This is a genomic window from Pseudomonas sp. NPDC087803, assembly GCF_044742995.1.
Lineage (GTDB): Bacteria > Pseudomonadota > Gammaproteobacteria > Pseudomonadales > Pseudomonadaceae > Aquipseudomonas.
This window is the reverse complement of record NZ_JBIUVO010000002.1, coordinates 264,238-288,666: the sequence shown is the minus strand read 5'-3', so window position 1 is coordinate 288,666 and position 24,429 is coordinate 264,238. Positions and strand designations below refer to the sequence as shown.

Sequence of the window (24,429 nt, the reverse complement as noted above, 5' to 3'; positions counted from 1 at the left end):
TCGCCAACCGGTTTTTCATGTTCCTTTCACAAAAACCGGCATAACCTTAATTCCCATAGGTTCGGTAGTGGCTATGCCCCAACCTGCCGGGCAAATCGTGAAAAGTCAATCAATCCCCGACGTCATGCTTTTTTTGCCAAGTTATTGATGCAGGAGCGCTTTTCTGTGTCTACGCTGAGGTTGGATCCAACGAATCCGTGAGTCCACCCTTTATTTTTTTTGCAATGAGGTGCCCATGAGTCAGGCGTTTCTCCCCTTCTCCCGCCCAAGTATTGGCGATGAGGAAATTGCCGCTGTCGAGCAGGTGTTGCGCTCGGGCTGGATCACCACGGGGCCGAAAAACCAGGCACTCGAAGAGCAGTTTGCGCAGTATGTCGGTTGCAAACACGCGGTGGCCTTGTCTTCGGCAACCGGCGGCATGCACATCACGCTGCTGGCCCTGGGCATCGGCCCGGGCGACGAAGTCATCACCCCGTCGCAGACCTGGGTCTCGACCGCCAACATGATCTCCCTGCTGGGCGCCAAACCGGTGTTCGTCGATGTCGACCGCGACACGCTGATGACCGACGCTGCGCGCATCGAAGCGGCCATCACCCCGCGGACCAAGGCAATCATTCCGGTGCACTACGCCGGCGCCGCGTTCGATCTCGATCCGCTGTATGCCCTGGCCGACAAGCACGGCATCCCGGTCATCGAAGACGCCGCCCACGCTGCCGGCACCCGCTACAAGGGGCGCCACGTCGGTTCGCAAGGCACGGCGATCTTCTCGTTCCATGCGATCAAGAACATGACCTGTGCCGAAGGCGCGATGTTCGTCACTGACGACGAAGCCCTCGCCAGCCGCGTGCGCATGCTCAAATTCCACGGCCTGGGCGTTGACGCCTATGACCGTCTGACCGGTGGCCGCAAGCCGCAGGCGCAAGTGATGGAGCCCGGTTTCAAGTACAACCTGGCCGACATCAACGCCGCGATTGCCTTGGTGCAACTGCAGCGTCTGGACGAAATCAACGCCCGGCGCACCGAGCTGGCCACGAGTTATCTGCAAAAGTTCGAAGGCTTGCCAGTTCAACCGCTGGCCCTGCCCGACTACGCCCAGCAACACGCCTGGCACCTGTTCATCCTGCGCATCGACAGCGAGCGCTGCGGCATGGATCGCGAAGCTTTCATGAAGGCTTTGCAGGACCAGGGCATCGGCACCGGTATCCATTTCATCGCCACCCACCTGCACACCTGGTATCGCCAGCGTGACCCCGACCTCTACCTGCCCAACACCGAATGGAACTCGGCGCGGCTGTGCTCGATTCCGCTGTTCCCCGACATGACCGATCAAGACCTTGACCGTGTTGTCGGTGCCATCGCACAAATCATGGAAAAACGCCTGTGAAACCTTATCCAATCCGCAGTGTGTCGATCGTCATCCCGGTCTACAACGAGCAGGAAAGCCTGCCCGAGCTGCTGCGTCGTACCGAGGCGGCCTGCCGCCAGTTGCACCACGACTTTGAAATCGTGCTGGTCGACGACGGCAGCCGTGACGAATCGGCGAACATGCTCGAAGAAGCCGCCGGGCGTGAAAACAGCCCGTTCGTGGCGGTCATTCTCAACCGCAACTATGGTCAGCACGCCGCGATCATGGCCGGTTTCGAACAGTGCAAGGGCGACGTGGTGATCACCCTCGACGCCGACTTGCAGAACCCGCCAGAAGAAATCCCCCGGCTGGTGGCCGAGGCCGAAAAAGGTTACGACGTGGTCGGCACCGTGCGCGGCAACCGTCAGGATTCGGCGCTGCGCCGTTATCCGTCGAAGCTGATCAACCTCGCGGTGCAACGCTCCACCGGCGTCGCCATGAGCGACTACGGCTGCATGCTGCGCGCCTACCGCCGCACCATCATCGACGCGATGCTCGCCTGCCGTGAACGCAGCACGTTCATCCCGATCCTGGCCAACAGTTTTGCCCGGCACACCACCGAAATCGTCGTGGCCCACGCCGAGCGTGAACACGGCGATTCGAAATACAGCCCGATGCGCCTGATCAACCTGATGTTCGATCTGGTCACCTGCATGACCACCACCCCGCTGCGTCTGCTGAGCATCGTCGGCTTCGCCATGGCCGGGCTGGGCGTGCTGTTCGCAATTGCGTTGATCGTCCTGCGCCTGGCGTTCGGTGCCGGTTGGGCCGGTGACGGCATGTTCGTGCTGTTCGCCGTACTGTTCGTGTTCACTGGCGGTCAGTTCATCGGCATGGGCCTGCTGGGTGAATACCTGGGCCGCATGTACAGCGATGTGCGCGCCCGCCCACGCTTCTTCATTGAAAAGGTGTTGCGCAGCCAGCCGGCCGCCCCGGCCCCTGCCGTCACCGTTGATGGTCTTTCTTCTACTGCTACTTCTTCCACTTCCGATCAGGTTCTCTCATGAGTGCAAAAACTGTTGTCTTCGCCTACCACGATATTGGCTGCGCCGGCATTGAAGCCCTGCTCAACAGCGGCTACGACATTGCAGCAGTGTTCACTCACGCCGATGATCCGAAAGAAAACGCGTTCTATGCCTCGGTTGCGCAACTGTGCGCCAACAAAGGCATCCCGGTTCACGCGCCGGAAGACGCCAACCACCCCCTGTGGATCGAGCGCATCGCCAAGCTCGACCCGGAGTACATTTTCTCTTTCTACTACCGCAACCTGCTGAGCGAACCACTGCTGGCCCTGGCGAAAAAAGGCGCGTTCAACCTGCACGGTTCGCTGCTGCCACGCTATCGCGGTCGCGCTCCGGCGAACTGGGTGCTGGTCAACGGCGAAACCGAAACCGGCGTCACCCTGCACCGCATGGTCAAGCGCGCTGATGCCGGCGCGATCGTTGCCCAGCAACGCGTGGCCATCGAGCGCAGCGACACCGGTCTGACCCTGCACGCCAAATTGCGCACCGCCGCCAGCGACCTGCTGCGTGACACCCTGCCGAACATGCTGCAAGGCAAGATCACTGAAACCGCGCAAGACGAATCCAAAGCCACCGTGTTCGGCCGCCGCACGCCAGCGGACGGCAAACTGGTCTGGGCCAAACCGGCCGAAGAACTGTTCAACCTGGTGCGCGCCGTGACCCGTCCGTACCCGGGCGCGTTCTGCGCCGTGGGCGAGCACAAACTGATCGTCTGGAGCGCCGAAGTCGTCAAGGGCAACGAAGGCCAGGCGCCTGGCCGCGTGATCAGCGTCGATCCGCTGCGCATTGCCTGTGGTCAAGACTCGCTGGTGATCAACGCCGGTCAGCGCAACGACAACGGTCTGTACCTCAGCGGTCCGCAACTGGCCAACGAACTGGGTCTGGTCGATGGCTCGCTGCTGCGCGGTGCCGAATCCGGTCGCGCGCCACGTCGTACCCGCGTGCTGATCCTCGGTGTCAACGGTTTCATCGGTAACCACCTGTCCGAGCGCCTGCTGCGTGACGACCGCTACGAAGTCTACGGTCTGGACATCGGCTCCGACGCCATCGAGCGTCTGCGCAGCCACCCGAACTTCCACTTCGTCGAAGGCGACATCAGCATTCACTCCGAGTGGATCGAGTACCACATCAAGAAGTGCGACGTGGTCCTGCCACTGGTGGCCATCGCCACCCCGATCGAATACACCCGCAACCCGCTGCGCGTATTCGAACTGGACTTCGAAGAGAACCTGAAACTGGTTCGCTACTGCGTCAAGTACAACAAGCGGGTGATCTTCCCGTCGACCTCTGAAGTCTATGGCATGTGCCAGGACAAGAACTTCGACGAAGACAGCTCGAACCTGATCGTCGGTCCGATCAACAAGCAGCGCTGGATCTACTCGGTCTCCAAGCAACTGCTGGACCGCGTGATCTGGGCTTACGGCGCCAAGGGCCTGAACTTCACCCTGTTCCGTCCGTTCAACTGGATGGGCCCGCGTCTGGACCGTCTGGATTCGGCGCGTATCGGCAGCTCCCGCGCCATCACCCAGCTGATCCTCAACTTGGTGGAAGGCACGCCAATCCGTCTGTTCGACGGTGGCGAGCAGAAGCGTTGCTTCACTGACATCGCTGACGGCGTTGAAGCACTGGCGCGGATCATCGACAACGATAACGACGTGTGCAACGGCCAGATCATCAACATCGGCAACCCGGACAACGAAGCCAGCATCCGTCAATTGGGCGAAGAGCTGCTGCGTCAGTTCGAAGCGCACCCGCTGCGTCACAACTTCCCGCCGTTCGCCGGTTTCCGCGACGTGGAAAGCAAGGCGTTCTACGGTGCCGGTTATCAGGACGTGGAACACCGCAAGCCAAGCATCGCCAACGCCAAGCGCCTGCTGAACTGGGAGCCGACCGTGGAAATGCGCGAGACCATCGGCAACACCCTGGATTTCTTCCTGCGTGAAGCCATGCTCGAAATCGCGGACAAGAAGTAATGCAGGCAGGTCTTCGTATCGATGTCGACACCTACCGTGGCACCCGTGAAGGTGTGCCGCGACTGTTGGAGATGCTCGACGAGGCGCAGGTCAAGGCAACGTTTTTCTTCAGTGTCGGCCCGGACAACATGGGTCGGCATCTGTGGCGCCTGATCCGCCCGCAGTTCCTCTGGAAAATGCTCCGTTCCAACGCTGCCGGCCTGTACGGCTGGGACATTTTGCTGGCCGGCACTGCCTGGCCCGGCAAACCGATTGGCCGTGATCTCGGGCACCTGATGCGTCAGGCCCGGGACGCCGGTCACGAAGTCGGCCTGCACGCCTGGGATCACCATGGCTGGCAGGCCAACGCCGGGCGTTGGAGCGACGCGCAGCTGATCGAACAGATCCGTCAGGGCGTCGACACGCTGAGCGACATCCTCGGCGAAAAGATCCAGTGTTCGGCCGCCGCCGGTTGGCGTGCGGACGAGCGCGTGATCGAGGCCAAACAAACTTTCGGCTTTCGCTATAACAGCGATTGCCGCGGGCAGAGCCTGTTCCGTCCGCTGCTGGCGGACGGCACGCCGGGTACGCCGCAGATTCCAGTGGACCTGCCGACCTTCGACGAAGTCGTCGGCCCGCACGTGGCGGCGAAGGACTTCAACGCCTTCATCCTCGACCGGTTTCAGGCGCAAGCCCTCAACGTCTACACCATTCATGCCGAAGTAGAAGGGATTCTGATGGCTCAGGACTTTCGTCAATTGCTGGCCGATGCACGCCAGCGCAACATTGACTTCAAACCCTTGGGCGACTTGTTGCCCGAGTTCTTCAACACCCTGCCTGTGGGCCGTGTGCAACGCGGCGTGCTCGAAGGCCGTGAAGGCTGGCTGGGAGTGCAAGGCGCATGACCAGACGCTGGGCACTGCCGTTGTTGATCGGCCTCTGTCTGCTGGCCTATCTGTTGCCGTTGCACACCCATGGCCTGTGGATTCCCGACGAAACCCGTTACGCACAGATCAGCCAGGACATGCTGCTCAGTGGCAACTGGGTGTCGCCGCATTTCATGGGGCTGCGTTACTTCGAGAAGCCGATTGCCGGCTACTGGATGATCGCCATTGGTCAGGAATTGTTCGGGCAGAACCTGTTCGGCGTGCGCTTCGCGTCGGCCCTCAGCACGGCTTTGAGCGTGTTGCTGGCCTACCTGGTCGCGCGCAGGCTATGGAACGATCCGCGCAAGAGCTTCGTCTGCGCCCTGCTCTACATGAGCTTCACGGTCGTCGCCGGTCAGGCCGGGTACGCCAACCTCGACCCGCAATTCACCTTCTGGGTCAACCTGAGCCTGGTGGCGCTGTGGTTTGCGCTCGACGGCCGCAGCACCGGGCAACGTCTGGGTGCCTGGGCGATGCTGGGGCTGGCCTGCGGCATGGGCTTCATGACCAAGGGTTTTCTCGCCTGGTTGTTGCCGGTATTGATCGCGTTGCCGTGGATGCTCTGGCAGAAACGCTGGCGTGAACTGCTGGTGTTCGGTCCGCTGGCGATTGCCATCGCGATCATCGTCAGCTTGCCATGGGCACTGGCGGTGCATGCGCAGGAACCGGATTACTGGCGGTTCTTCTTCTGGCACGAACACATCCGCCGCTTTGCCGGTGACGATGCCCAGCACGATGCGCCATGGTGGTTCTACCTGCCGCTGCTGGTGGCGTTCAGTCTGCCGTGGGTTGGCCTGTTGCCGACCGCGTTCAAACAGGCCTGGCAAACCCGGGCCCAGCCGAACATGGTCTTCCTGCTGCTTTGGCTGTGGCTGCCACTGGGCTTTTTCAGCCTGAGCAACGGCAAGCTGCCGACCTACATTCTGCCGTGCCTGTTGCCATTGGCACTGCTGCTGGGCAATGCGCTGGCTGATCGCCTGCGCCTTGAACAGGGTCGAGCGCTGGGGATCAACGGTCTGCTGAACCTGCTGCTGGGTGTGGTCACGCTGATCGCACTGGTTTACCTGCAACTGAACAAACCGGTGTACGACCACGAACTGCACAGCATGGTGCTGGTGTTCATCGCCCTGATCGGCTGGATCATCGCCAACCTCGCGCAAGCGTTCCTGCCGCTGCAGTGCTGGGCGGCGCCGGCGCTGGGCAGTCTGTTGCTGGCCGGGATCCTGCCGGCGGCGTTGCCCAAATCGGTGGTGGCCAACAAAACCCCGGATCAGTTCATCCGCCATCACGTCACTGAACTGTCCGGCGCCACGCATTTGCTCAGCAATGATCTGGGTGCGGCGGCAGCGCTGGCCTGGCGCATGAAACAGCCAGAGGTCGCGCTGTACAACACGGTCGGCGAACTCAAGTACGGTCTTTCCTACCCGGAAGGCGCAGAGCGCCGACTCACCAAGGACAATGTTCAGCAATGGGTCCGCGACGCCCGGCGCAGCGGATCGGTCGGCGTGCTGATGCGCGTCAAGGGCCAGGACGAGCTCGAAGAGCTGGACCTGCTGCCCAAGGACGGCACCCGTTACGAATCGGGCAATCTGGTGATCATGGTGCTGCCCAAGGATCCGTCATGAGCTGGTTGCTGTTACTGACGGCGTGTCTGCTGACGTGCCTGGGGCAAGTCGCGCAGAAATACGCTGTGGAGAGCTGGCGCGGCGTTGAGTCGTCGTGGGCCGACAAACTGCGTTCGCCGTGGTTGTGGCTGGCGCTGTTTGCTCTCGGCAGCGGGCTGCTGGTCTGGCTGCTGGTGTTGCAACGGCTTGAAGTGGGCATCGCTTACCCGATGCTCAGCCTCAACTTCGTGCTGATCACCCTGATCGCCCGTTTCGTCTTTCGCGAGCCCATCGACCGCCGGCATTGGCTGGGCGTGGCGCTGGTGATCGGCGGCGTGGTGCTGCTGGGGCAACAGTCATGAACCCGGCACGCGGTATCGGTTTCGCCCTGAGCAGCGTGTTGCTGGTCAGTGGCGCCCAGTTGGGCATGCGCTGGAGCATGACGCGCCTGCCGCAACCGGAACAATTGCTGACGGCACTGAGCGCCGGCAGTGTCGATCTGTCGGCACTGGCCGTGGTGGTAGCGGCAATTCTCGCCTACGCCCTGTCGATGCTGTGCTGGCTCGCGGCGTTGCGCGATCTGCCGCTGGGCCGGGCCTATTCGCTGTTGAGCATCAGCTATGCGCTGGTGTACCTGCTGGCGGCCAGTCTGCCGCTGTTCAACGAATCGTTCAGTTTCACTAAATCACTGGGCGTGGCACTGGTCATGCTCGGGGTCATCACTATTAACACTCGTCCGTCTCGTGCGCCCGAATTCAGGAGTGCTCCATGAAAATCACAGTATTTGGTAGCGGTTATGTCGGTCTGGTGCAGGCCGCCGTGTTGGCCGAAGTCGGTCACGACGTCGTGTGCATGGACATTGATCAGAAGAAAGTCGAACTGCTGCGCCAGGGTCACGTCAGTATTTTTGAACCGGGCCTGTCGAGCCTGGTGCGCGAAGGCCTGGACTCCAGCCGCCTGCATTTCACCTCCGATGAAAAACTCGCCGTACAACATGGTCGCGTCGCGTTCATCGCCGTCGGTACGCCATCCAGCGAAGACGGCTCGGCGGATCTGAAATACGTGTTGTCGGTGGGTGACGCCGTGGCGCGCCACCGTGAGCAGCCGCTGATCCTGGTGGAAAAATCCACCGTACCGGTAGGCACCGGCGACACCCTGCGTGCGCACATTCAAGCCGCGCTGGACAAGGCCGGGCGTCAGTTGCAGTTCGATATCGTCTCCAACCCGGAATTCCTCAAGGAAGGTTCGGCGGTGTCCGACTGCCGTCGGCCGGACCGCATCGTCATCGGCTGCGAAGGTGATGAAGTGCAAGACGTGATGCGCGACCTGTACTCGCCGTTCAACCGCAACCACGACCGCATCATGTTCATGGACCTGCGCAGCGCCGAGCTGACCAAGTACGCCGCCAACTGCATGCTGGCGACCAAGATCAGCTTCATCAACCAGATCGCCGAACTGGCCGAACACCTGGGCGCCGACATCGAGTCGGTCCGTCAGGGCATCGGTGCCGACACGCGCATCGGTTATCACTTCATCTACCCGGGCTGCGGGTATGGCGGTTCGTGCTTCCCCAAAGACATGCGCGCGCTGATCCACAGTGCCGAGCAGGCGCATTGCTCCAGCGACTTGCTGCAAGCGGTCGAGGCGATCAACGAGCGGCAGAAGCACAAGCTGTTCGACCGCATCAACGCGTTCTACAAGGGTGACCTGCGCGGCAAGACCTTCGCCCTGTGGGGCCTGGCGTTCAAGCCGAACACCGACGACATGCGCGATGCGCCGAGCCGCGTGCTGCTCGACTCGCTGTTCGCTGCAGGCGCCAGCGTGCGCGCGTTCGACCCGGAAGCGATGCAGGAAACCCAGCATCTGTATCCGAACGAAGAAAAACTGATGCTGATGGGCACCCCGGAATCGGTGCTGTCGGGTTCCGACGCGCTGATCATCTGCACCGAATGGCAGCAGTTCAAGGCGCCGGATTTCGACCTGATCGAGCAACGCCTGAAAGCCCCGGTGATCTTCGACGGCCGTAACCTGTACGACGCCGAGCGTCTTGCGCGCAACGGCTTCAAGTACTTCCCGATCGGCCGAGGCGATTCGCGCAAACTGCCGATCCCGCTGCAACAGTGGCCTGACAAAGCGGACGTCGCTTGATCACGTTGTCGCCTGTCATCCGCCGGCAGTCCCTGATCGCAGGGCTGCTGGCGCTGTTGCTGTTCATGGCCGGGGTTTACGGACAGGCTCCCATTGGCTTCGACTCACGTTTCGTGCTGTTTGCCCAAGAGATGCTGCGCCACGGGCCAACGGTATTCCCGACCACTTACGGTGAGCCGTACGCCGACTATTCTGCGCTCTCGACGCTGTTCATCTGGCTGTTGTCGTTGCCCTTTGGCGCGGTCAACACCCTGACGGCATGGCTGCCGAGCGCGATTGCCGGCGGGGTGATCGTGACGTTGATGTATCGCTTGCTGGCGGTGCATTCCCAGCGCTGGGCGTTGATCAGCATTGCACTGTTGCTGCTCACCAGCACCTTCGTCACCGAAGTGCGCGCGGTGTCGCAAGACCTGATGCTCGCCGCCGTGGCGCTCTCGGTGTTTTATCTCGGTTATACGCACGACCACTTCGGCTCGCGTCGGCGCTGGCCGTTGATCTTTGTCCTTTTGCTGTTGGGCTTCGGCATTCGCGGGCCTATCGGCCTGGTGGTGCCGACCGGCATGCTCTGCAGTTACTACTTGCTCAACCGCGAGTGGCAACGGTTGTTTGTGTTCGGTGTGCTGGCGTCGATCCTGCTCGCTGCATGCGTCGGCCTGCTGTTGTGGCTGGCGAAACTCAGCGGTGGCGAAGCGTTTCTGCAAGACGTGATCCGCATGCAGTTCATGGGGCGCATGGACGGCAGTGAAGGCGTCAGCGGTTCGCTGTATTACTTCACCAGCTCCCTGGGCAACTACGCACTGGCCTATCCGCTGGCGATATTGGCGTTGGCGGCGACCTGGCTGAGCAAACCGCAGCAGCGCGGGCCGGCCTTGCGTCTGGTGCAGTACTGCGCGGCGGCCGGGCTGATCGTGATGGTCGGCTTGTCGATTCCGCAGGCGAAGAAGGCGCGTTATCTGCTGCCGATGCTGCCGATGGCGGCGATCATTGCGGCGTATCCGTTCCAAGTGCTGCACGGTCGGGTGTTCCGTGTATTGCGCGGGGTAATTCAAGGCATTTGGCTGTTGACGCCGGGACTGTTGATGGTGGCGCTGCTGGTTGCCAGGCGCCGCTTTCCCGCGCAGCTCGACGGCATCACCCTGGTACTGGTCGTGCTCGGCGTCCTGCAATTGCTCGCGTTGTGGCGTTTGTGGGTCCCGCGCTGGCGCGCCGAAGTGCTGGCGCTGTGTTCGGTATTGGCGTTGTGGACGGTGTATGCCGCGGTGTTCGAACCGGTGGAGCGACGTCTGTACGACACGCAGGCGTTCAGCCGCGCCGCGTTCGCTCAGGTGCAGCAGAACCCGGCCCCGCTGGTGCTGCACGGCATGGGCAAAGACGCCAAGGCGATCAAGTTCATGGTCAACGTCGAGCAGGATCTGCAACCGCAATTCACCGAGACGGTCCAGCAACTCGAAGCCCTCAAGGGCCCGGCCTGGCTGATGATGGACAGCAAGGACCTGCAATCGCTGCAAGGTACTTCGCTGGCCGGTCTGCAACCGGTGGTCACGGGAAGCTTCGACAAGAATGATTACGTGCTGTTGTATTTGAAGCCCTTGTAGGAACTGATTGAGGCTGCGATCTTTTGCGCTTTCAGGAAAAAGATCGCAGCCTGCGGCAGCTCCTACAGGGATTTCGTCACCATGAGTTTTGTTGTACGCCGGGCGCGGCCAAGTGATGCCGCCGCCCTCCCCGCCATCGAACGCTCGGCCGCCGAGCTGTTTCGTATAGACCCGACCCTCGCCTGGCTTGCCGACACTGACGTGGCAAGCGCCGCGCAGCACCGCCAAGCCATCGACTATGGCCACGTCTGGGTCGCCGAAAATGCCTCGGCGCAACTCGCAGGTTTTATCCGCGCGCTGGATTTCAACAACCTGCTGCACATTGAAGAGCTGTCGGTCAGCCTCGCGTTTCAGGGACAAGGCTTGGGCCGGCAACTGGTGCTGGCCGCGATTGAACATGCCCGCGGCGAGCAAATGCGCGCGGTGACCCTGACCACGTTTCGCGACGTGCCGTGGAATGCACCGTTTTATCAGCGGATGGGGTTTGTGGAAGTCGCACCGGGTGAGCATGAAGCACATTTGCTCGATGCTCTGCAGAAAGAAATCGAGCATGGCTTTGCCGCCGAGCGACGCTGCGCCATGCGTCTGCCCCTCTATTGATAACACCGATAATCCCTTTGTGGGAGCGGGCTTGCTCGCGAAGGGGCCGGCACATCCAGCATCTTTATCAGCAGGCACACCGCCTTCGCGAGCAAGCCCGCTCCCACAAGGGGATTTACGCTGTGTCAGGTTGACCGCTGAGCGGGACCCGGTGAGGATGGCAAGGCTCACCCGCGCATTCTGAAATAAGGACATTGATCTCTTCGTGGCCACCTACTCCCGCCTGATCCGCCGACTGATGATCACCTCGCTGAGCATCGTCATCAGCCGCGCCCTGATCAGTCCGCTGCTGACCTTGTTTCTCAGCAACAAACTGGGCCTCAACCCGCAGGACGTCGGTCTGCTGTTGGGTATCGCGGTGTTCAGTGCCACGCTGCTGTCGCTGTACGGCGGCTACATCATTGACCGCCTCGACAAGCGTCAGCTGTTGATTCTGACCATGCTGTCCAGCGGTGTCGGCCTGATGCTGCTGAGCTTCGCGCAGAATCTGTACCTGGTCACGCTGGTGTTGATCATCAGTGAAACCGCCTCGGCGCTGTTCCTGATCTGTTCCAAAGCGATGCTCAGTGAAAATCTGCCGGTCGGCCAGCGGGTCAAGGCGTTTTCGCTGAACTACACGCTGACCAATATTGGCTACGCGGTCGGCCCGATGATCGGCGTGGTGATTGCCGGGGTTCAGCCTTCAGCGCCGTTCATTGTCGCGGGGCTGATCGCCGCGGGCAGCGTTTTCCTGCTGCTGGGCGTCTCGCGCGAGGTCAGTCCGGTGTCGCTGGCGAGCCAGCCGCAGAGTTTCCTGAAAACGCTGATCATCCTGAAAAACGACCGCACGATGATCCTGTTCACCCTCGGTTGTCTGCTCAGCACCTTGGTTCACGGGCGTTTCACTCTGTATCTGTCGCAGTACCTGCTGGTGACCCACACGCAGGAACAGACCCTCGATACCATGGCCGCCCTGCTCGCCTGCAACGCGATCACCGTGATCCTGCTGCAATATCAGATCGGGCGGTTCCTCAAGCGCGAGCACCTGCGCTACTGGATTGCCGGCGGCACCGCGTTGTTCATTGTCGGCCTGATCGGCTTCAGCATGGCCGACAGCCTGGTCGGCTGGTGCGTGGCCATGTTCATCTTCACCCTCGGCGAGATGATCATTTATCCGGCGGATTTCCTCTTCGTCGACACCCTCGCTCCGGAAGAACTGCGCGGCAGTTACTACGGCGCACAAAACCTCGCGGCACTGGGCGGCGCGGTGAGTCCGGTGATGTGCGGATTCCTGCTGATGCACACGCCGGCGCCGAGCATGTTCTATGCCTTGAGCGCCTTGGCGGCGCTGGGTGGGTACTTGTGTTTTGTCAGTGGACGGCGCGTCGCGATAATTCAAAAATAATGCACTGAAACTGCATTTATATGAATTTGTCAGCATCGAATTTGCCCGGCACACTGTGCGCGTTCCTCCCCCAATAGCTGGAACACTTCGAGGGCTTTCCGGATTGCCGGACGAGTCCTTTTTTTTGCCCCGAATTTGCTGCAAGGATCCGATTTACATGCTCGCTCGCTGGTTGCCCGCCGCCATCAACACCCGCCCCACCGAATGGAGCCGCGCCGCCATCGGCATGGCGCTGGGGACTTTGTTCAGCGTCTGGGCATGCAGTCAGCTGTTCGGCATCGAGGTGGCGTATCACCTGATCGGGCCGTTGGGCGCTTCAGCGGTTTTGCTGTTTGCGGTGTCTTCGGGCGCCCTCGCTCAACCGTGGTCGATCATCGGCGGCTACCTGTGCGCCAGCGTTGTCGCGCTGCTGGTGGCCCACATCCTCGGCCGAACCCTCAGCAGCGCTTGCCTGGCGGCAGGCATGGCGCTGATCCTGATGTGCTGGCTGCGTTGCCTGCATCCACCGGCCGGCGCACTGGCCCTGACCTTGGTGCTGGCCGACCCGGCCACCATCGCCATGGACTGGAAAGCCATGGAACCGGTGATGCTTGCCGCCGCGTGCATGTTGCTCAGCGCGCTGGCCTACAACAACCTGACACGCATCCGCTACCCGAAACGCCCCGCCGAGCCTGCGCCTGTGGTTGCCCCGGTCGACAGTCAGGCAATCACAGCCGAAGACCTGAAGCTGGCCTTGGCCGACATGGAAGCGTTCATCGACGTCACTCCCGAAGACCTCGAACAACTGATCCACGCCAGCGAACTACACGCCAAACGCCGCAGCATCCGCGAAGTCTTCTCCTGACACCCCACGCTCCCTGTAGGAGCTGTCGAGTGCAACGAGGCTGCGATCTTTTCAGGATCAAAAGATCGCAGCCTTCGGCAGCTCCTACATCAGCACATGGCGATTTTTCGCTAAGGCAAAAACGCAAACTCGCCCTGCACATATCCCGGTTGTACACGGCAAATTTGCACTGTTACGATCGGTCAACGCTCGCGCGCGAGCTTCTCGAATAAAGACAATAAAAGCAGGGAGTTACTGATGACTGCTCAGGCTTCATCCCCGCGGACGCCGTCCATGGATGCCACGCAAAACGCAGTGCTGGCCGAGGTTCGCAATCACATCGGTCACCTGACCCTCAACCGCCCCGCCGGTCTCAACGCCATCACCCTCGACATGGTTCGTCAGTTGCAGCAGCAACTCGATGCCTGGGCCACTGACCCCAGCGTGCGCGCGGTTGTGCTGCGCGGTGCCGGTGAAAAGGCGTTCTGTGCCGGTGGCGATATCCGTTCGCTGTACGACAGCTTCAAAAGCGGCGACACGCTGCACGAAGATTTCTTCGTCGAGGAATACGCCCTCGACCTGACGATTCATCACTACCGCAAACCAGTGCTGGCCTTGATGGACGGTTTCGTCCTCGGCGGTGGCATGGGCCTGGTGCAAGGTGCGGATCTGCGGGTGGTGACCGAGAAAAGTCGTCTGGCGATGCCGGAAGTGGCGATCGGTTATTTCCCCGATGTGGGCGGCAGTTATTTCCTCTCGCGCATTCCCGGTGAACTGGGGATCTATCTGGGCGTCAGCGGCGTGCAGATTCGAGCGGCCGATGCGTTGTACTGCGGGCTGGCCGACTGGTTTGTCGACAGCAGCAAACTGGCGAGCCTCGACGAACAACTCGATCACCTGGAATGGCGCGACACGCCGCTCAAGGATCTGCAAAGCCTGCTGGCGAAAAATGGCGTGCAAACCCTGGCCGATGCACCGCTGGAGAAACTGCGCCCGGCCATCGACCATTTTTTCGCCCTGCCGGACGTGCCGAGCATCGTCGAGCAACTGCGCGCAGTCACCGTCGCCGACAGCCGCGAGTGGGCGACCACCACCGCCGACCTGCTGGACACCCGTTCGCCACTGGCGATGGCCGTGACCCTGGAGATGCTGCGTCGCGGTCGGCAGCTGAGCCTGGAACACTGTTTCGCCCTCGAACTGCATCTGGATCGTCAGTGGTTCGCACGCGGCGACCTGATCGAGGGCGTGCGTGCCCTGCTGATCGACAAAGACAAAACACCACGCTGGAACCCGCCAACCCTCGCTGCGCTGGACGCCGGGCATGTCGCGAGTTTCTTCCACGGGTTTACTGAGAGCGGGAGCTGAGCCATGCACGATCTCGAACTGACTGAAGAACAAGTGATGATCCGCGACATGGCCCGGGATTTTGCCCGTGGCGAAATCGCGCCCCATGCGCAAGCCTGGGAAAAGGCCGGCTGGATCGACGACACGCTGGTGGCGAAGATGGGCGAACTCGGTTTGCTCGGCATGGTGGTGCCCGAGGAATGGGGCGGCACTTACGTCGATTACGTGGCGTATGCCTTGGCGGTGGAAGAGATTTCTGCCGGCGACGGCGCCACCGGCGCGTTCATGAGCATCCACAACTCGGTGGGCTGCGGCCCGGTGATGAATTACGGCAGTGAAGCGCAGAAACAGACCTGGCTGGCGGATCTCGCCAGTGGCCAGACGATTGGCTGCTTCTGCCTCACCGAACCGCAGGCCGGCTCCGAAGCGCACAACCTGCGCACCCGCGCCGAACTGCGCGATGGCCAGTGGCTGATCAACGGCGCCAAGCAATTCGTCAGCAATGGCAAACGGGCGAAACTGGCGATCGTGTTTGCGGTGACCGATCCGGATCTGGGCAAGAAAGGCATTTCCGCGTTCCTGGTACCGACCGATACCCCAGGTTTCATCGTCGATCGCACCGAACACAAGATGGGCATTCGCGCTTCCGACACCTGTGCCGTGACGTTGAACAACTGCAGCATTCCCGAGGCCAATCTGCTCGGCGAGCGCGGCAAGGGCCTGGCGATTGCCCTGTCCAACCTCGAAGGCGGCCGCATCGGCATCGCCGCGCAGGCTCTGGGCATTGCCCGGGCAGCGTTTGAAGCGGCGCTGGTGTATTCCCGCGATCGCATCCAGTTCGGCAAGCCGATCAACGAGCACCAGAGCATCGCCAACCTGCTGGCCGACATGCACATGCAAATCAACGCGGCGCGACTGATGATCCTGCACGCAGCGCGTCTGCGTACGGCGGGCCAACCATGTCTGTCGGAGGCTTCACAGGCCAAGCTGTTCGCCTCGGAGATGGCCGAGAAGGTCTGTTCCTCGGCGATTCAGATTCATGGCGGGTATGGGTATCTGGAGGACTATCCGGTCGAGAAGTACTACCGCGATGCGCGGATTACCCAGATCTACGAAGGCTCGAGCGAGATTCAGCGGATGGTGATTGCGCGTGAGCTGAAGAACTATCAGCTGTAAAAGCAGAAGATCGCAGCCTTCGGCAGCCCCTACACAGTTTCCCTGTAGGAGATGCCGAAGGCTGCGATCTTTTGATGTTGCCTCAAAAGCTTCGCGAGCCAGGACGAAGCATTATTTGCCCTGAAATTCCGGCGCACGCTTGGCGACAAACGCCGCCATCCCTTCCTTCTGATCCTGCGTGGCAAACGCCGCATGGAACACCCGGCGCTCGAAGCGCACGCCTTCAGTCAGGTTGACCTCGAACGCACGGTTGACGCTTTCCTTGACCATCATCGCAATCGGCAGCGATTTGCTGGCGATCACCGCGGCGACTTTCAGCGCTTCGTCGAGCAATTCATCGCTCGGCACGATCCGCGCAACGATGCCGCAACGCTCGGCTTCCACCGCATCAATCATCCGCCCGCTGAGGCACATTTCCATGGCCTTGGCCTTGCCCACGGCGCGGGTCAGGCGCTGGGTGCCGCCCATGCCCGGGAGCACGCCGAGGTTGATTTCCGGTTGGCCGAATTTGGCGTTGTCACCGGCGAGAATGAAGTCGCACATCAGCGCCAGTTCGCAGCCGCCACCGAGGGCGAAACCGTTGACCGCAGCGATGATCGGCTTACGGCGGTTGGCCACGCGGTCGCTGTCGCTGAACAGGTCGTCCATGTAGATCTGCGGATAGGTCAGCTCGGCCATTTCCTTGATGTCGGCGCCGGCGGCGAAGGCTTTCTTCGAACCGGTGATGACGATGCAGCCGATGTTCACATCCGCTTCCAGAGCATCGAGGGCGTGGTTCACTTCGCTAACCAGTTGCGCGTTCAGGGCGTTCAGCGCCTGCGGGCGGTTGAGGGTGATCAGACCAACGCGACCGTGGTTTTCCAGCAGAATCGTTTCGTAGCTCATATAAAACTCCTGAATTCACACTCCCCCCTGTAGGAGCTGCCGAAGGCTGCGATCTTTTGCTTTTTAAAAACAAGATCAAAAGATCGCAGCCTGCGGCAGCTCCTACACAGGGTTGGGTTTAAAGGTTTCGTGAGATGACCATGCGCTGAATGTCGCTGGTGCCTTCGTAGATCTGGCAGACGCGCACGTCGCGGTAGATGCGTTCCAGCGGGAAATCGTTGAGGTAACCGTAACCGCCCAGCGTCTGCAACGCCATCGAGCAGACCTTCTCGGCCATTTCCGAGGCGAACAGTTTCGCCATCGACGCCTCGACCAGCGCCGGCTGGCCGCTGTCACGCAGGGCGGCGGCGTAATGCACCATTTGCCGGGCGACGGCGATCTGCGTGGCCATGTCAGCGAGGCGGAAGGCCACGGCCTGGTGCTCGATGATCGGCTTGCCGAAGGTGTCGCGCTCACGGGCGTAGTCGCGGGCCGCTTCGAACGCGGCGCGGGCCATGCCCACTGCTTGCGAAGCGATGCCGACCCGTCCGCCTTCAAGGTTGGCCAAGGCGATCCTGTAACCTTCGCCCTCTTCACCCAAGCGATTGGCGACCGGTACTTTGACGTCTTCAAACAGTATCTGGCAGGTGTCCGAGGCGTGCTGGCCGAGCTTGTCTTCGACCCGGGCGACTTTATAGCCCGGTGAATCGGTCGGCACGATGAACGCCGAGATACCGCGCTTGCCGGCGCTTGGATCGGTTACCGCAAACACGATCACGATCCCGGCGTTCTGCCCGGAAGTGATGAACTGTTTGCAGCCGTTAAGCACGTAGTGATCGCCTTCGAGGCGTGCACGGGTTTTCAGGCTGCTGGCGTCGGAACCGGCCTGCGGTTCGGTCAGGGCGAAGGCGCCGAGCATGGCGCCGCTGGCCAGCGGTTTGAGGAAGCGCTCACGCTGGTCGTCGTTGCCGAACTTGAGGATCGGCACGCAGCCGACCGAGTTGTGCACGCTCATGATGGTCGAGCAGGCGCCGTCGCCGGCGGCGATTTCTTCCAGGGCCATGGCATAGGCCAGGTAGCCGGTGTCACAGCCGCCCCATTGCTCCGGCACCAGCATGCCGAAGAAGCCCAGTTCGGCCATCTCGCCGATGGCTTCCTTGGGGAAGCGGTGCTCGCGATCCCACTCGGCGGCGAACGGTTTCAGCCGTTCCTCGGCGAACTGCCGGGCCATGTCGCGGATCTGGGTTTGGTCTTCGTTGGGAATCATGGTGAATCCTTAATTCTGGTAACACCCCCCGTCCATTGTGGGAGGGGGCTTGCTCCCGAAGAGGCCGGGTCAGTCAAATAACTTCTGAATGACACACCGCTTTCGGGAGCAAGCCCCCTCCCACAAGGACAGTCAGATGTTGGCTTCAATAAACGCATTCCACGGCCATGGCCGTGGCTTCGCCGCCGCCGATGCAGATCGCCGCGATCCCGCGTTTCAGGTTTTTCTGGCGCAGGGCCGAGAGCAAGGTCACCAGAATCCGTGCGCCCGAGGCACCGATCGGATGGCCCAGCGCGCAGGCGCCGCCATGCACGTTGAGCTTGGCGTGGGGGATTTCCAGGTGGGTCATCGCGGCCATCGCCACCACGGCGAACGCCTCGTTGATTTCGAACAGGTCGACCTCGTTCACCGCCCAACCAGTCTTCTTCACCAGCTTCTTGATCGCGCCAATCGGTGCGACCGGGAACAAACCCGGAGTGTCGGCAAACGCCGCGTGGCCGTGAATCACCGCCAACGGCTTGAGCCCGAGTTTCTGTGCCTGCGACTGGCGCATCAACACCAGTGCCGCCGCGCCGTCGGAGATCGAACTGGAGTTGGCCGCCGTGACCGTGCCGCCTTCGCGGAATGCCGGTTTCAGCGAGGCGACCTTGTCCAGTTTGGCTTTCGGCGGCTGCTCGTCGTGGCTGATCAGCACTTGTTCCTTGCCGACAGTCACGGTCAACGGAACGATCTCGGCCTTGAAGCTGCCGTCCGTGATCGCCTGCTGGGCGCGGGTGGTCGAGGCGATGGCAAACGCATCCTGGGCTTCACGGCTGAAGTCGTTGGTTTCGGCGCAGTCTTCGGCGAAGGTGCCCATCAGGCGGCCCTTGTCGTAGGCGTCTTCGAGGCCGTCGAGGAACATCGAGTCGAGCACCCGGCCATGGCCCATGCGGTAACCGGCGCGGGCACGGTCGAGCAGGTATGGCGAGTTGGACATGCTTTCCATGCCGCCGGCGATCACCACGTCGGCGCTGCCGGCCAGCAACATGTCGTGGGCGAGGATGGTGGTTTCCATGCCCGAGCCGCACATTTTGTTGACGGTGGTGCAGCGCGTCGATTTATCCAGCCCGGCGCCCAATGCCGCCTGACGGGCTGGGGCCTGACCGAGACCGGCGGGCAATACGCAACCGAACAACACTTCATCAACCGCGTCGCTGGCGACCCCGGCGCGTTCAACTGCGGCCTTGATCGCGGCGGCGCCGAGTTGCGGCGCGGTGAGGCTTTTCAGCTCGCCCTGAAAACCGCCCATCGGGGTGCGGACGGCGCTGACGATGACAATCGGATCGTTGGAAAGGCTCATGACAAATCCTCCTTACTTGGCGGCCATGCGCAAGGCGCCGTCGAGACGGATCACCTCACCGTTGAGCATGCTGTTTTCGATGATATGCCGAACCAGCGCGGCGTACTCGGCAGGTTTCCCGAGACGCGGCGGGAAAGGCACGCCGGCGGCCAGCGACTCGCGCACTTCCGGGGTCATGCCGGCCATCATCGGGGTTTCGAAAATGCCCGGGGCGATGGTCATCACGCGGATGCCGAAGCGCGCCAGTTCACGGGCGGCCGGCAGCGTCAGACTGGCAATCGCGCCCTTGGAGGCGGAATACGCGGCCTGGCCGATCTGGCCGTCGAACGCTGCGACCGAGGCGGTGTTGATGATCACCCCGCGCTCGCCGTCGGCATTCGCTTCGCTTTCGGCGATGGCCGCGGCAGCCAGACGCAGCATATTGAAACTGCCGATCAGGTTGACATTGATCACCTGGGCAAAACTGGTCAGCACATGTGGGCCGTTCTTGCCGAGAATCTTCTCGCCACGGACGATGCCGGCGCAATTGACCAGACCGTTGAGGCTGCCGAAGGCTCTGACTGTCGCCTGCACCGCGGCTTCAGCGGCGGCTTCGTTGCTGATATCGGCGACAACACTTTGCGCGCCGAGGCGCTGCGCCTGCGCGGCTAGCGCTTCGGCGTTCATGTCCACCAGCATCACTTTGGCGCCGGCACTCACCAGCAATTCAGCGGTGGCCGCACCCAGGCCGGAGGCGCCGCCGGTGACGATAAAAACCTTGTTCTCGATCTGCATGACTGTACTTCCTGATTCAAGCTGAAACGATGTGCGCCGCAGCCTCTTGAGCCTTGGCGATTTCCTGGTTGCGCAAGATAAAGCGCTGCAATTTGCCGCTTGGGGTTTTCGGCAATTCGCTGACAAATTCGATTTCACGCGGGTACGAATGCGCGGCCAGACGCTTGCGCACGTGTTGCCGCAACTCTTCGGCCAGCGCCGGTTCGGCGCGGTATTGCGGGTTGAGCACGACGAAGGCTTTGACCAGTTCGGTGCGCTCCGGATCAGGCTTGCCGACCACGGCCGCTTCGACTACCGCAGGGTGCTCGATCAGCGCGCTTTCGACGTCGAACGGGCCGACGCGGTAGCCGGAAGTGGTGATCACGTCATCACTGCGGCCGACGAAGCTGATGCTGCCGTCCGGGTTCCATTCCACGGTGTCGCCGCTGAGGTAGTAATCACCGACGAAGGCTTTGGTCGGCACACCTTGGTAACCGCCGAACCAGCACATCGGCGACTGTGTGCGGTCGATGGCGAGGATGCCCGGCTGGCCGACGCCGAGTTCGTTGTAACTTTCGTCGAGGACCACGATGCGATGGCCCGGCGAGGCGAAACCGGCGGCGCCGAGGTGGATCGGGTGCTCCAGACCGTGGTGGTTGCACAGGACCATGCCCAGTTCGGTCTGGCCGTAATGGTCGTGAATCACCACGCCGAGGTTGTCGGCGAACCAGCGGATCACTTCCGGGTTGAGCGGTTCGCCGGCGCTGCTGACGATGCGCAGTTTGCCCTTGATCGACTTGGCGAACTCGTTACCACCGGCAATCAGCAAGCGGTACGCGGTCGGCGAGCCGGTGAGATTGGTGATGGCGTATTTGTTGATCACCCGGCAGGTGCTTTCGAGGGTGAACGGGCCATCGTAAAAGGTGATCGGGTGCCCCATCGACAGAGGGCCGGTGACGCCGAAATAGATGCCATAGGCCCAGCCCGGATCGGCGACGTTCCAGAAAGAATCTTCGGGGCGCAGATCCACCGCGTCGCGGGTGTAGCTCTGGAACGCGACGATCGCCTTGAGCGGCACCGACAGCGCTTTCGACGGGCCGGTGGTGCCCGAGGTGAACATCAGCAGGAACGGGTCTTCGCCCGTCAGCAACACCGGTTCGCAGACATTGGACCCGTTGGCCAGCTCAGCCCAGAAACTGAAATCGCCACGGACGATGCCCTGACCTTTGGCGCCGCCGACGGTGACGATGGTCGGGCAATCCGTAACTTCCGCGAGTTTCGGCCGGTTGACCGCATCGGTAACCACCACTTTGGCGCCGGAGCTGTTCAGCCGATGTTCGATGGCCTTGGGGCCGAATGCGGTGAACAGCGGCTGATACACCGCGCCAATGCGCCAGGTGGCGAACACGGTGATGAGCAATTCGATATTACGCGGCAGCAGACCGGCGACCTTGTCGCCCTTCTGCACACCTTGTTCGAGAAGGAAATTGGCGAAACGCGTGGCTTGGTCTTGCAGCTCGCTGAAGGTGTACGTGGCACTCGTGCCGTCGCGGCCCTCCCAGAACAACGCAATGCGCCCCGGCAGTGCATGGCGGTCGCAACATTCGACGCAGGCGTTAAGCGCCTCCAGCGTGCCGCTGAGCGCAGCGTCCACGGTGTGCTGATAGTTGAACTGTTCGGTGGCAGACAAGTAATCGCGCATTGCCAGAATCCCTCTGTGTTTTTATTAGGCTGGGAACCGTAAACAACACAGGGATAGTCGCGCTGCGGCGCGGTTGCGGCAATGGTCAAAGCCATCAAAGTGGCTGACTGGTTTGGCCAAGATTCGATAGATGTGCCGCCTGGACTGGCGCCTTCGGGAGCAAGCCCCCTCCCACAAGGGAATTGCATTTCAAGTGGGGGGATCACTGTGAAAGCTGCAATCACAGAAGACTGCATTTCAAAGAATGCCCTACCTGTGAAGCATGGAGGCTGCAATCACAGGAAGAATGCATTTCAAATGTGGGAGGGGGCTTGCTCCCGAAGAGGCCCGATCAGGCGACTGACAATCCGGATCAGACAGCTTCGTTAAGGATCAGCGTGCGGTAATGCCCAGGATTGGACCCCGACCATTTGCGAAACGCCTTGTAGAACGAACTCGCATCGGCAAACCCCAGCCGCGTGGCGATTTCAACGAAGCTGATCGACGGCTCGGCCAGCCAGGTAATTGCCAGCTCCTTGCGCACGCTGTCCTTGAGCCCCTGGTAGGTCTGCCCCTCCTCCGACAAACGCCGGCGCAAGGTCGAGGCGGACATGCACAGTTGTTGCGCCAATGCTTCTGTCTCCGGCCACTGTTCGGCGGGCAACTGGCGCAGGTCCTGCTTGATCCGGCTGGCGAGGCTTTGCGGGTCGCGGTACTTCACCAGAATGTTCGCTGGCGCATGGGCCAGAAAACGCTTCAGTTCTTCGGCCGTACGCTTGATCGGCAGGTCGAGACAGTCAGCAGCGAAGATCATTCGCGTGCGCGGACGCTCGAAGCGCAGGTTTTCCGAGAACATCACCCGGTAGTCATCGCAGAAATCCGGCTCGGCACAGCGCAGTTCGATTGCCAGAATCGGAATCCGCCGCCCCGCCAGCCAGCAGGCTACGCCATGGACGATCATCCAGTAGGTGAAATAGGTGAAGGCGCGGCGCGGTTCGGGGTCGTCTTCGATCAGGACGATTTCCGCCAGGCTTTGCTGATGCAGCAGTTGCGCGGGGATTTTTTCCAGCATCAAGGAAAGGAAGTTCAGGCCGCTGTCCAAACCGGCGGCCAGCGTCGGCTGCGCCATGGCGCTGCGACAGAGGAATTCCAGGCTGCCGGACTTGAGCTTGCGTGGGTCCATGCCAAAGAACTCGTCATCACCGCGCCGCGCCAGCAAACGCCAGAGCTTGGCGTATTGCGAGGCGGGCACCCGGCCCTGTTCGCTGTGCAGCAGGGCCGGAGCAATCCCGACCTTGTTCAAGACTTCATCCGTGGCCACGCCCGGGGCACAACTTTGCAGCAGCGCTTCACGCACCAGTTGCACGGCGATGGTGTCTTTTTCCGACATGGAGCGAGGCAGGCCTTGTTGTTTTCGAGTGAGGGGCATCTTAACGCAGGATGTGAATTGAGCACGAATACCCTGTGGGAGCGGGCTTGCTCGCGAAGGCGATGTGTCAGCAGCATCCTTATCGACTGATGTGCCGCCTTCGCGAGCAAGCCCGCTCCCACAATGGGATCTGAGCAAGGCCAAGATAGGTGCCGTTCAGCGATTGTTCAGGTAAATGTCAAGCATCCCCATTTGGGAATGAGTGTCATTATGTTACAACTTAGGCACCTATCTAAAAACTCGTGGTTGCCTGAATGCTCGTTCCCTTTCTGATCATGCTGCGCGAAGGCATCGAAGCCGCGCTGATCGTTGGCATCATCGCCAGCTACCTGCAACAGACCGGCCGTGGCCAGTGGATGCCTGCGGTGTGGATCGGCGTGTTTCTCGCCGCTGCCCTGGCGCTGCTGGTCGGCGGTGGCCTGGAGCTGGTCAGCGCTGAATTCCCGCAGAAACAGCAGGAGTTGTTCGAAGGCATTGTCGGACTGGTCGCGGTGGGCATTCTCAGTTCGATGGTGTTCTGGATGCGCAAGGTCGCGCGTTCGATCAAGCATTCGTTGCAGGCCTCGCTTGATCACGCCCTGACTTCGTCAAAGCATCAGGTGATCGCACTGATCGCCATGGTGTTCTTCGCTGTGGCCCGTGAAGGTCTGGAAACCGTGTTCTTCCTGCTCGCGGTATTCCAGCAGAGCGAAGGCCCGGGCGCGCCGATCGGTGCCCTGCTCGGCCTGGTACTGGCGATCATCGTCGGTTTCCTGATCTACAGCGGCAGCATGCGCCTGAACCTGTCGGCGTTCTTCAAGTGGACCGGCCTGTTCATTCTGGTGGTCGCCGCCGGGATTCTCGCCAACTCGGTGCAGGCGCTGCATGAAGCCGGTCTGTGGAATCACCTGCAAACCGTGCTGTTCGACTTTAGCGCCACGCTGCCGATGGATGGCCCGCTGGGCTCGGTGCTGGCCGGCATGTTCGGTTATCAGGATGCGCCGACCGTCAGCACCCTCGGCGCTTATCTGATCTATCTGGTGCTGGCGCTGGTGATGTTTTTCTATCCCGCCGCGCCGGCCGCCAGCGCTAAAGCAGCGCGCAAATCGAATTCCGTTTCCAGCCAATAAGGGCATCC

General features: G+C 61.5%; 21 protein-coding genes. 15 read left to right on the top strand and 6 right to left on the bottom strand.

The genetic code is table 11. From position 1 onward, the window contains the following. Positions 1–235: 235 nt before the first annotated feature. The 14 genes from arnB to ACIOUG_RS04275 all read left to right on the top strand — a co-directional run bounded on the left by arnB (position 236) and on the right by ACIOUG_RS04275 (position 15,979). A complete protein-coding gene (gene arnB, locus ACIOUG_RS04340; RefSeq protein ID WP_401062801.1) occupies positions 236–1,384 on the top strand; it encodes a UDP-4-amino-4-deoxy-L-arabinose aminotransferase in 1,149 nt (382 codons plus the stop codon). After that, entirely contained in the window at positions 1,381–2,412 is a 1,032-nt protein-coding gene (gene arnC, locus ACIOUG_RS04335) for an undecaprenyl-phosphate 4-deoxy-4-formamido-L-arabinose transferase (RefSeq protein ID WP_123586304.1), read from the top strand. The genes arnB and arnC overlap by 4 nt, the downstream gene beginning before the upstream one ends. Then, positions 2,409–4,400, top strand: coding sequence for a bifunctional UDP-4-amino-4-deoxy-L-arabinose formyltransferase/UDP-glucuronic acid oxidase ArnA (arnA, locus tag ACIOUG_RS04330; RefSeq protein ID WP_401062799.1), 1,992 nt, complete (start codon positions 2,409–2,411; stop codon positions 4,398–4,400). Before arnC ends, arnA begins: the two co-directional genes overlap by 4 nt. Further along, complete coding sequence (gene arnD / locus ACIOUG_RS04325; protein ID WP_103519790.1) at positions 4,400–5,284, top strand: 4-deoxy-4-formamido-L-arabinose-phosphoundecaprenol deformylase; 885 nt, start codon at positions 4,400–4,402, stop codon at positions 5,282–5,284. Before arnA ends, arnD begins: the two co-directional genes overlap by 1 nt. Continuing rightward, a complete protein-coding gene (arnT, locus tag ACIOUG_RS04320) occupies positions 5,281–6,930 on the top strand; it encodes a lipid IV(A) 4-amino-4-deoxy-L-arabinosyltransferase (RefSeq protein ID WP_401062797.1) in 1,650 nt (549 codons plus the stop codon). Before arnD ends, arnT begins: the two co-directional genes overlap by 4 nt. Further along, the gene (gene arnE / locus ACIOUG_RS04315; RefSeq protein WP_401062796.1) at positions 6,927–7,271 is read left to right on the top strand and encodes a 4-amino-4-deoxy-L-arabinose-phosphoundecaprenol flippase subunit ArnE; all 345 of its coding nucleotides are present in this window, start codon (positions 6,927–6,929) and stop codon (positions 7,269–7,271) included. Before arnT ends, arnE begins: the two co-directional genes overlap by 4 nt. Further along, positions 7,268–7,681 (top strand): 4-amino-4-deoxy-L-arabinose-phosphoundecaprenol flippase subunit ArnF, encoded by a 414-nt coding sequence (arnF, locus tag ACIOUG_RS04310; RefSeq protein ID WP_401062794.1) that lies wholly within the window; start codon positions 7,268–7,270, stop codon positions 7,679–7,681. Before arnE ends, arnF begins: the two co-directional genes overlap by 4 nt. Further along, positions 7,678–9,057: a UDP-glucose dehydrogenase family protein gene (locus ACIOUG_RS04305; protein ID WP_401062792.1), complete on the top strand. Its 1,380-nt coding sequence runs from the start codon at positions 7,678–7,680 to the stop codon at positions 9,055–9,057. The genes arnF and ACIOUG_RS04305 overlap by 4 nt, the downstream gene beginning before the upstream one ends. Next, positions 9,054–10,652 (top strand): ArnT family glycosyltransferase, encoded by a 1,599-nt coding sequence (locus tag ACIOUG_RS04300; RefSeq protein WP_401062790.1) that lies wholly within the window; start codon positions 9,054–9,056, stop codon positions 10,650–10,652. The genes ACIOUG_RS04305 and ACIOUG_RS04300 overlap by 4 nt, the downstream gene beginning before the upstream one ends. Before the next feature lie 81 nt (positions 10,653–10,733). Further along, positions 10,734–11,252 (top strand): GNAT family N-acetyltransferase, encoded by a 519-nt coding sequence (locus tag ACIOUG_RS04295; protein ID WP_401062788.1) that lies wholly within the window; start codon positions 10,734–10,736, stop codon positions 11,250–11,252. A 205-nt stretch (positions 11,253–11,457) separates the two neighbouring features. Further along, the gene (locus ACIOUG_RS04290; protein ID WP_401062787.1) at positions 11,458–12,636 is read left to right on the top strand and encodes an MFS transporter; all 1,179 of its coding nucleotides are present in this window, start codon (positions 11,458–11,460) and stop codon (positions 12,634–12,636) included. 157 nt (positions 12,637–12,793) lie between these two features. Beyond that, on the top strand, positions 12,794–13,480 hold the full coding sequence (locus tag ACIOUG_RS04285) for an HPP family protein (protein ID WP_401062785.1): 687 nt from the start codon (positions 12,794–12,796) through the stop codon (positions 13,478–13,480). Between the two features lie 237 nt (positions 13,481–13,717). Further along, positions 13,718–14,824 carry an enoyl-CoA hydratase/isomerase family protein gene (locus ACIOUG_RS04280; RefSeq protein ID WP_401062783.1) on the top strand — a complete coding sequence of 369 codons (1,107 nt, stop codon included), beginning with the start codon at positions 13,718–13,720 and terminating at the stop codon, positions 14,822–14,824. 3 nt (positions 14,825–14,827) lie between these two features. Then, positions 14,828–15,979, top strand: coding sequence for an acyl-CoA dehydrogenase family protein (locus tag ACIOUG_RS04275; protein ID WP_401062781.1), 1,152 nt, complete (start codon positions 14,828–14,830; stop codon positions 15,977–15,979). Positions 15,980–16,090: 111 nt separating this feature from the next. Here the strand turns inward: ACIOUG_RS04275 and ACIOUG_RS04270 are convergent, their stop codons facing one another. The 6 genes from ACIOUG_RS04270 to ACIOUG_RS04245 form a co-directional block, all read right to left on the bottom strand. After that, on the bottom strand, positions 16,091–16,864 hold the full coding sequence (locus tag ACIOUG_RS04270) for an enoyl-CoA hydratase (RefSeq protein WP_401062779.1): 774 nt from the start codon (positions 16,862–16,864) through the stop codon (positions 16,091–16,093). A gap of 118 nt (positions 16,865–16,982) precedes the next feature. Continuing rightward, positions 16,983–18,110 (bottom strand): acyl-CoA dehydrogenase, encoded by a 1,128-nt coding sequence (locus ACIOUG_RS04265; RefSeq protein ID WP_401062778.1) that lies wholly within the window; start codon positions 18,108–18,110, stop codon positions 16,983–16,985. A gap of 145 nt (positions 18,111–18,255) precedes the next feature. Then, complete coding sequence (locus ACIOUG_RS04260) at positions 18,256–19,449, bottom strand: acetyl-CoA C-acyltransferase (RefSeq protein WP_401062777.1); 1,194 nt, start codon at positions 19,447–19,449, stop codon at positions 18,256–18,258. Between the two features lie 12 nt (positions 19,450–19,461). Continuing rightward, entirely contained in the window at positions 19,462–20,223 is a 762-nt protein-coding gene (locus ACIOUG_RS04255) for an SDR family NAD(P)-dependent oxidoreductase (protein ID WP_401062776.1), read from the bottom strand. A 16-nt stretch (positions 20,224–20,239) separates the two neighbouring features. After that, positions 20,240–21,904 carry an AMP-binding protein gene (locus tag ACIOUG_RS04250; protein ID WP_401062774.1) on the bottom strand — a complete coding sequence of 555 codons (1,665 nt, stop codon included), beginning with the start codon at positions 21,902–21,904 and terminating at the stop codon, positions 20,240–20,242. Between the two features lie 352 nt (positions 21,905–22,256). After that, positions 22,257–23,273, bottom strand: coding sequence for an AraC family transcriptional regulator (locus ACIOUG_RS04245; RefSeq protein WP_401062772.1), 1,017 nt, complete (start codon positions 23,271–23,273; stop codon positions 22,257–22,259). 293 nt (positions 23,274–23,566) lie between these two features. Here ACIOUG_RS04245 and efeU point away from each other — a divergent pair, with 293 nt between their 5' ends. Continuing rightward, positions 23,567–24,421: an iron uptake transporter permease EfeU gene (gene efeU, locus ACIOUG_RS04240; protein WP_401062770.1), complete on the top strand. Its 855-nt coding sequence runs from the start codon at positions 23,567–23,569 to the stop codon at positions 24,419–24,421. The last annotated feature ends 8 nt before the right edge of the window (positions 24,422–24,429 follow it).

Bases quoted from the DNA above. Each gene is read 5' to 3' on its own strand.
- arnB (WP_401062801.1), top strand. From the start codon at position 236: ATGAGTCAGGCGTTTCTCCCCTTCTCCCGCCCAAGTATTGGCGATGAG.
- arnA (WP_401062799.1), top strand. From the start codon at position 2,409: ATGAGTGCAAAAACTGTTGTCTTCGCCTACCACGATATTGGCTGCGCC.
- arnD (WP_103519790.1), top strand. From the start codon at position 4,400: ATGCAGGCAGGTCTTCGTATCGATGTCGACACCTACCGTGGCACCCGT.
- arnT (WP_401062797.1), top strand. From the start codon at position 5,281: ATGACCAGACGCTGGGCACTGCCGTTGTTGATCGGCCTCTGTCTGCTG.
- arnE (WP_401062796.1), top strand. From the start codon at position 6,927: ATGAGCTGGTTGCTGTTACTGACGGCGTGTCTGCTGACGTGCCTGGGG.
- arnF (WP_401062794.1), top strand. From the start codon at position 7,268: ATGAACCCGGCACGCGGTATCGGTTTCGCCCTGAGCAGCGTGTTGCTG.
- ACIOUG_RS04305 (WP_401062792.1), top strand. From the start codon at position 7,678: ATGAAAATCACAGTATTTGGTAGCGGTTATGTCGGTCTGGTGCAGGCC.
- ACIOUG_RS04295 (WP_401062788.1), top strand. From the start codon at position 10,734: ATGAGTTTTGTTGTACGCCGGGCGCGGCCAAGTGATGCCGCCGCCCTC.
- ACIOUG_RS04285 (WP_401062785.1), top strand. From the start codon at position 12,794: ATGCTCGCTCGCTGGTTGCCCGCCGCCATCAACACCCGCCCCACCGAA.
- ACIOUG_RS04280 (WP_401062783.1), top strand. From the start codon at position 13,718: ATGACTGCTCAGGCTTCATCCCCGCGGACGCCGTCCATGGATGCCACG.
- ACIOUG_RS04275 (WP_401062781.1), top strand. From the start codon at position 14,828: ATGCACGATCTCGAACTGACTGAAGAACAAGTGATGATCCGCGACATG.
- ACIOUG_RS04270 (WP_401062779.1), bottom strand. From the start codon at position 16,864: ATGAGCTACGAAACGATTCTGCTGGAAAACCACGGTCGCGTTGGTCTG.
- ACIOUG_RS04265 (WP_401062778.1), bottom strand. From the start codon at position 18,110: ATGATTCCCAACGAAGACCAAACCCAGATCCGCGACATGGCCCGGCAG.
- ACIOUG_RS04260 (WP_401062777.1), bottom strand. From the start codon at position 19,449: ATGAGCCTTTCCAACGATCCGATTGTCATCGTCAGCGCCGTCCGCACC.
- ACIOUG_RS04255 (WP_401062776.1), bottom strand. From the start codon at position 20,223: ATGCAGATCGAGAACAAGGTTTTTATCGTCACCGGCGGCGCCTCCGGC.
- ACIOUG_RS04250 (WP_401062774.1), bottom strand. From the start codon at position 21,904: ATGCGCGATTACTTGTCTGCCACCGAACAGTTCAACTATCAGCACACC.
- ACIOUG_RS04245 (WP_401062772.1), bottom strand. From the start codon at position 23,273: ATGTCGGAAAAAGACACCATCGCCGTGCAACTGGTGCGTGAAGCGCTG.
- efeU (WP_401062770.1), top strand. From the start codon at position 23,567: ATGCTCGTTCCCTTTCTGATCATGCTGCGCGAAGGCATCGAAGCCGCG.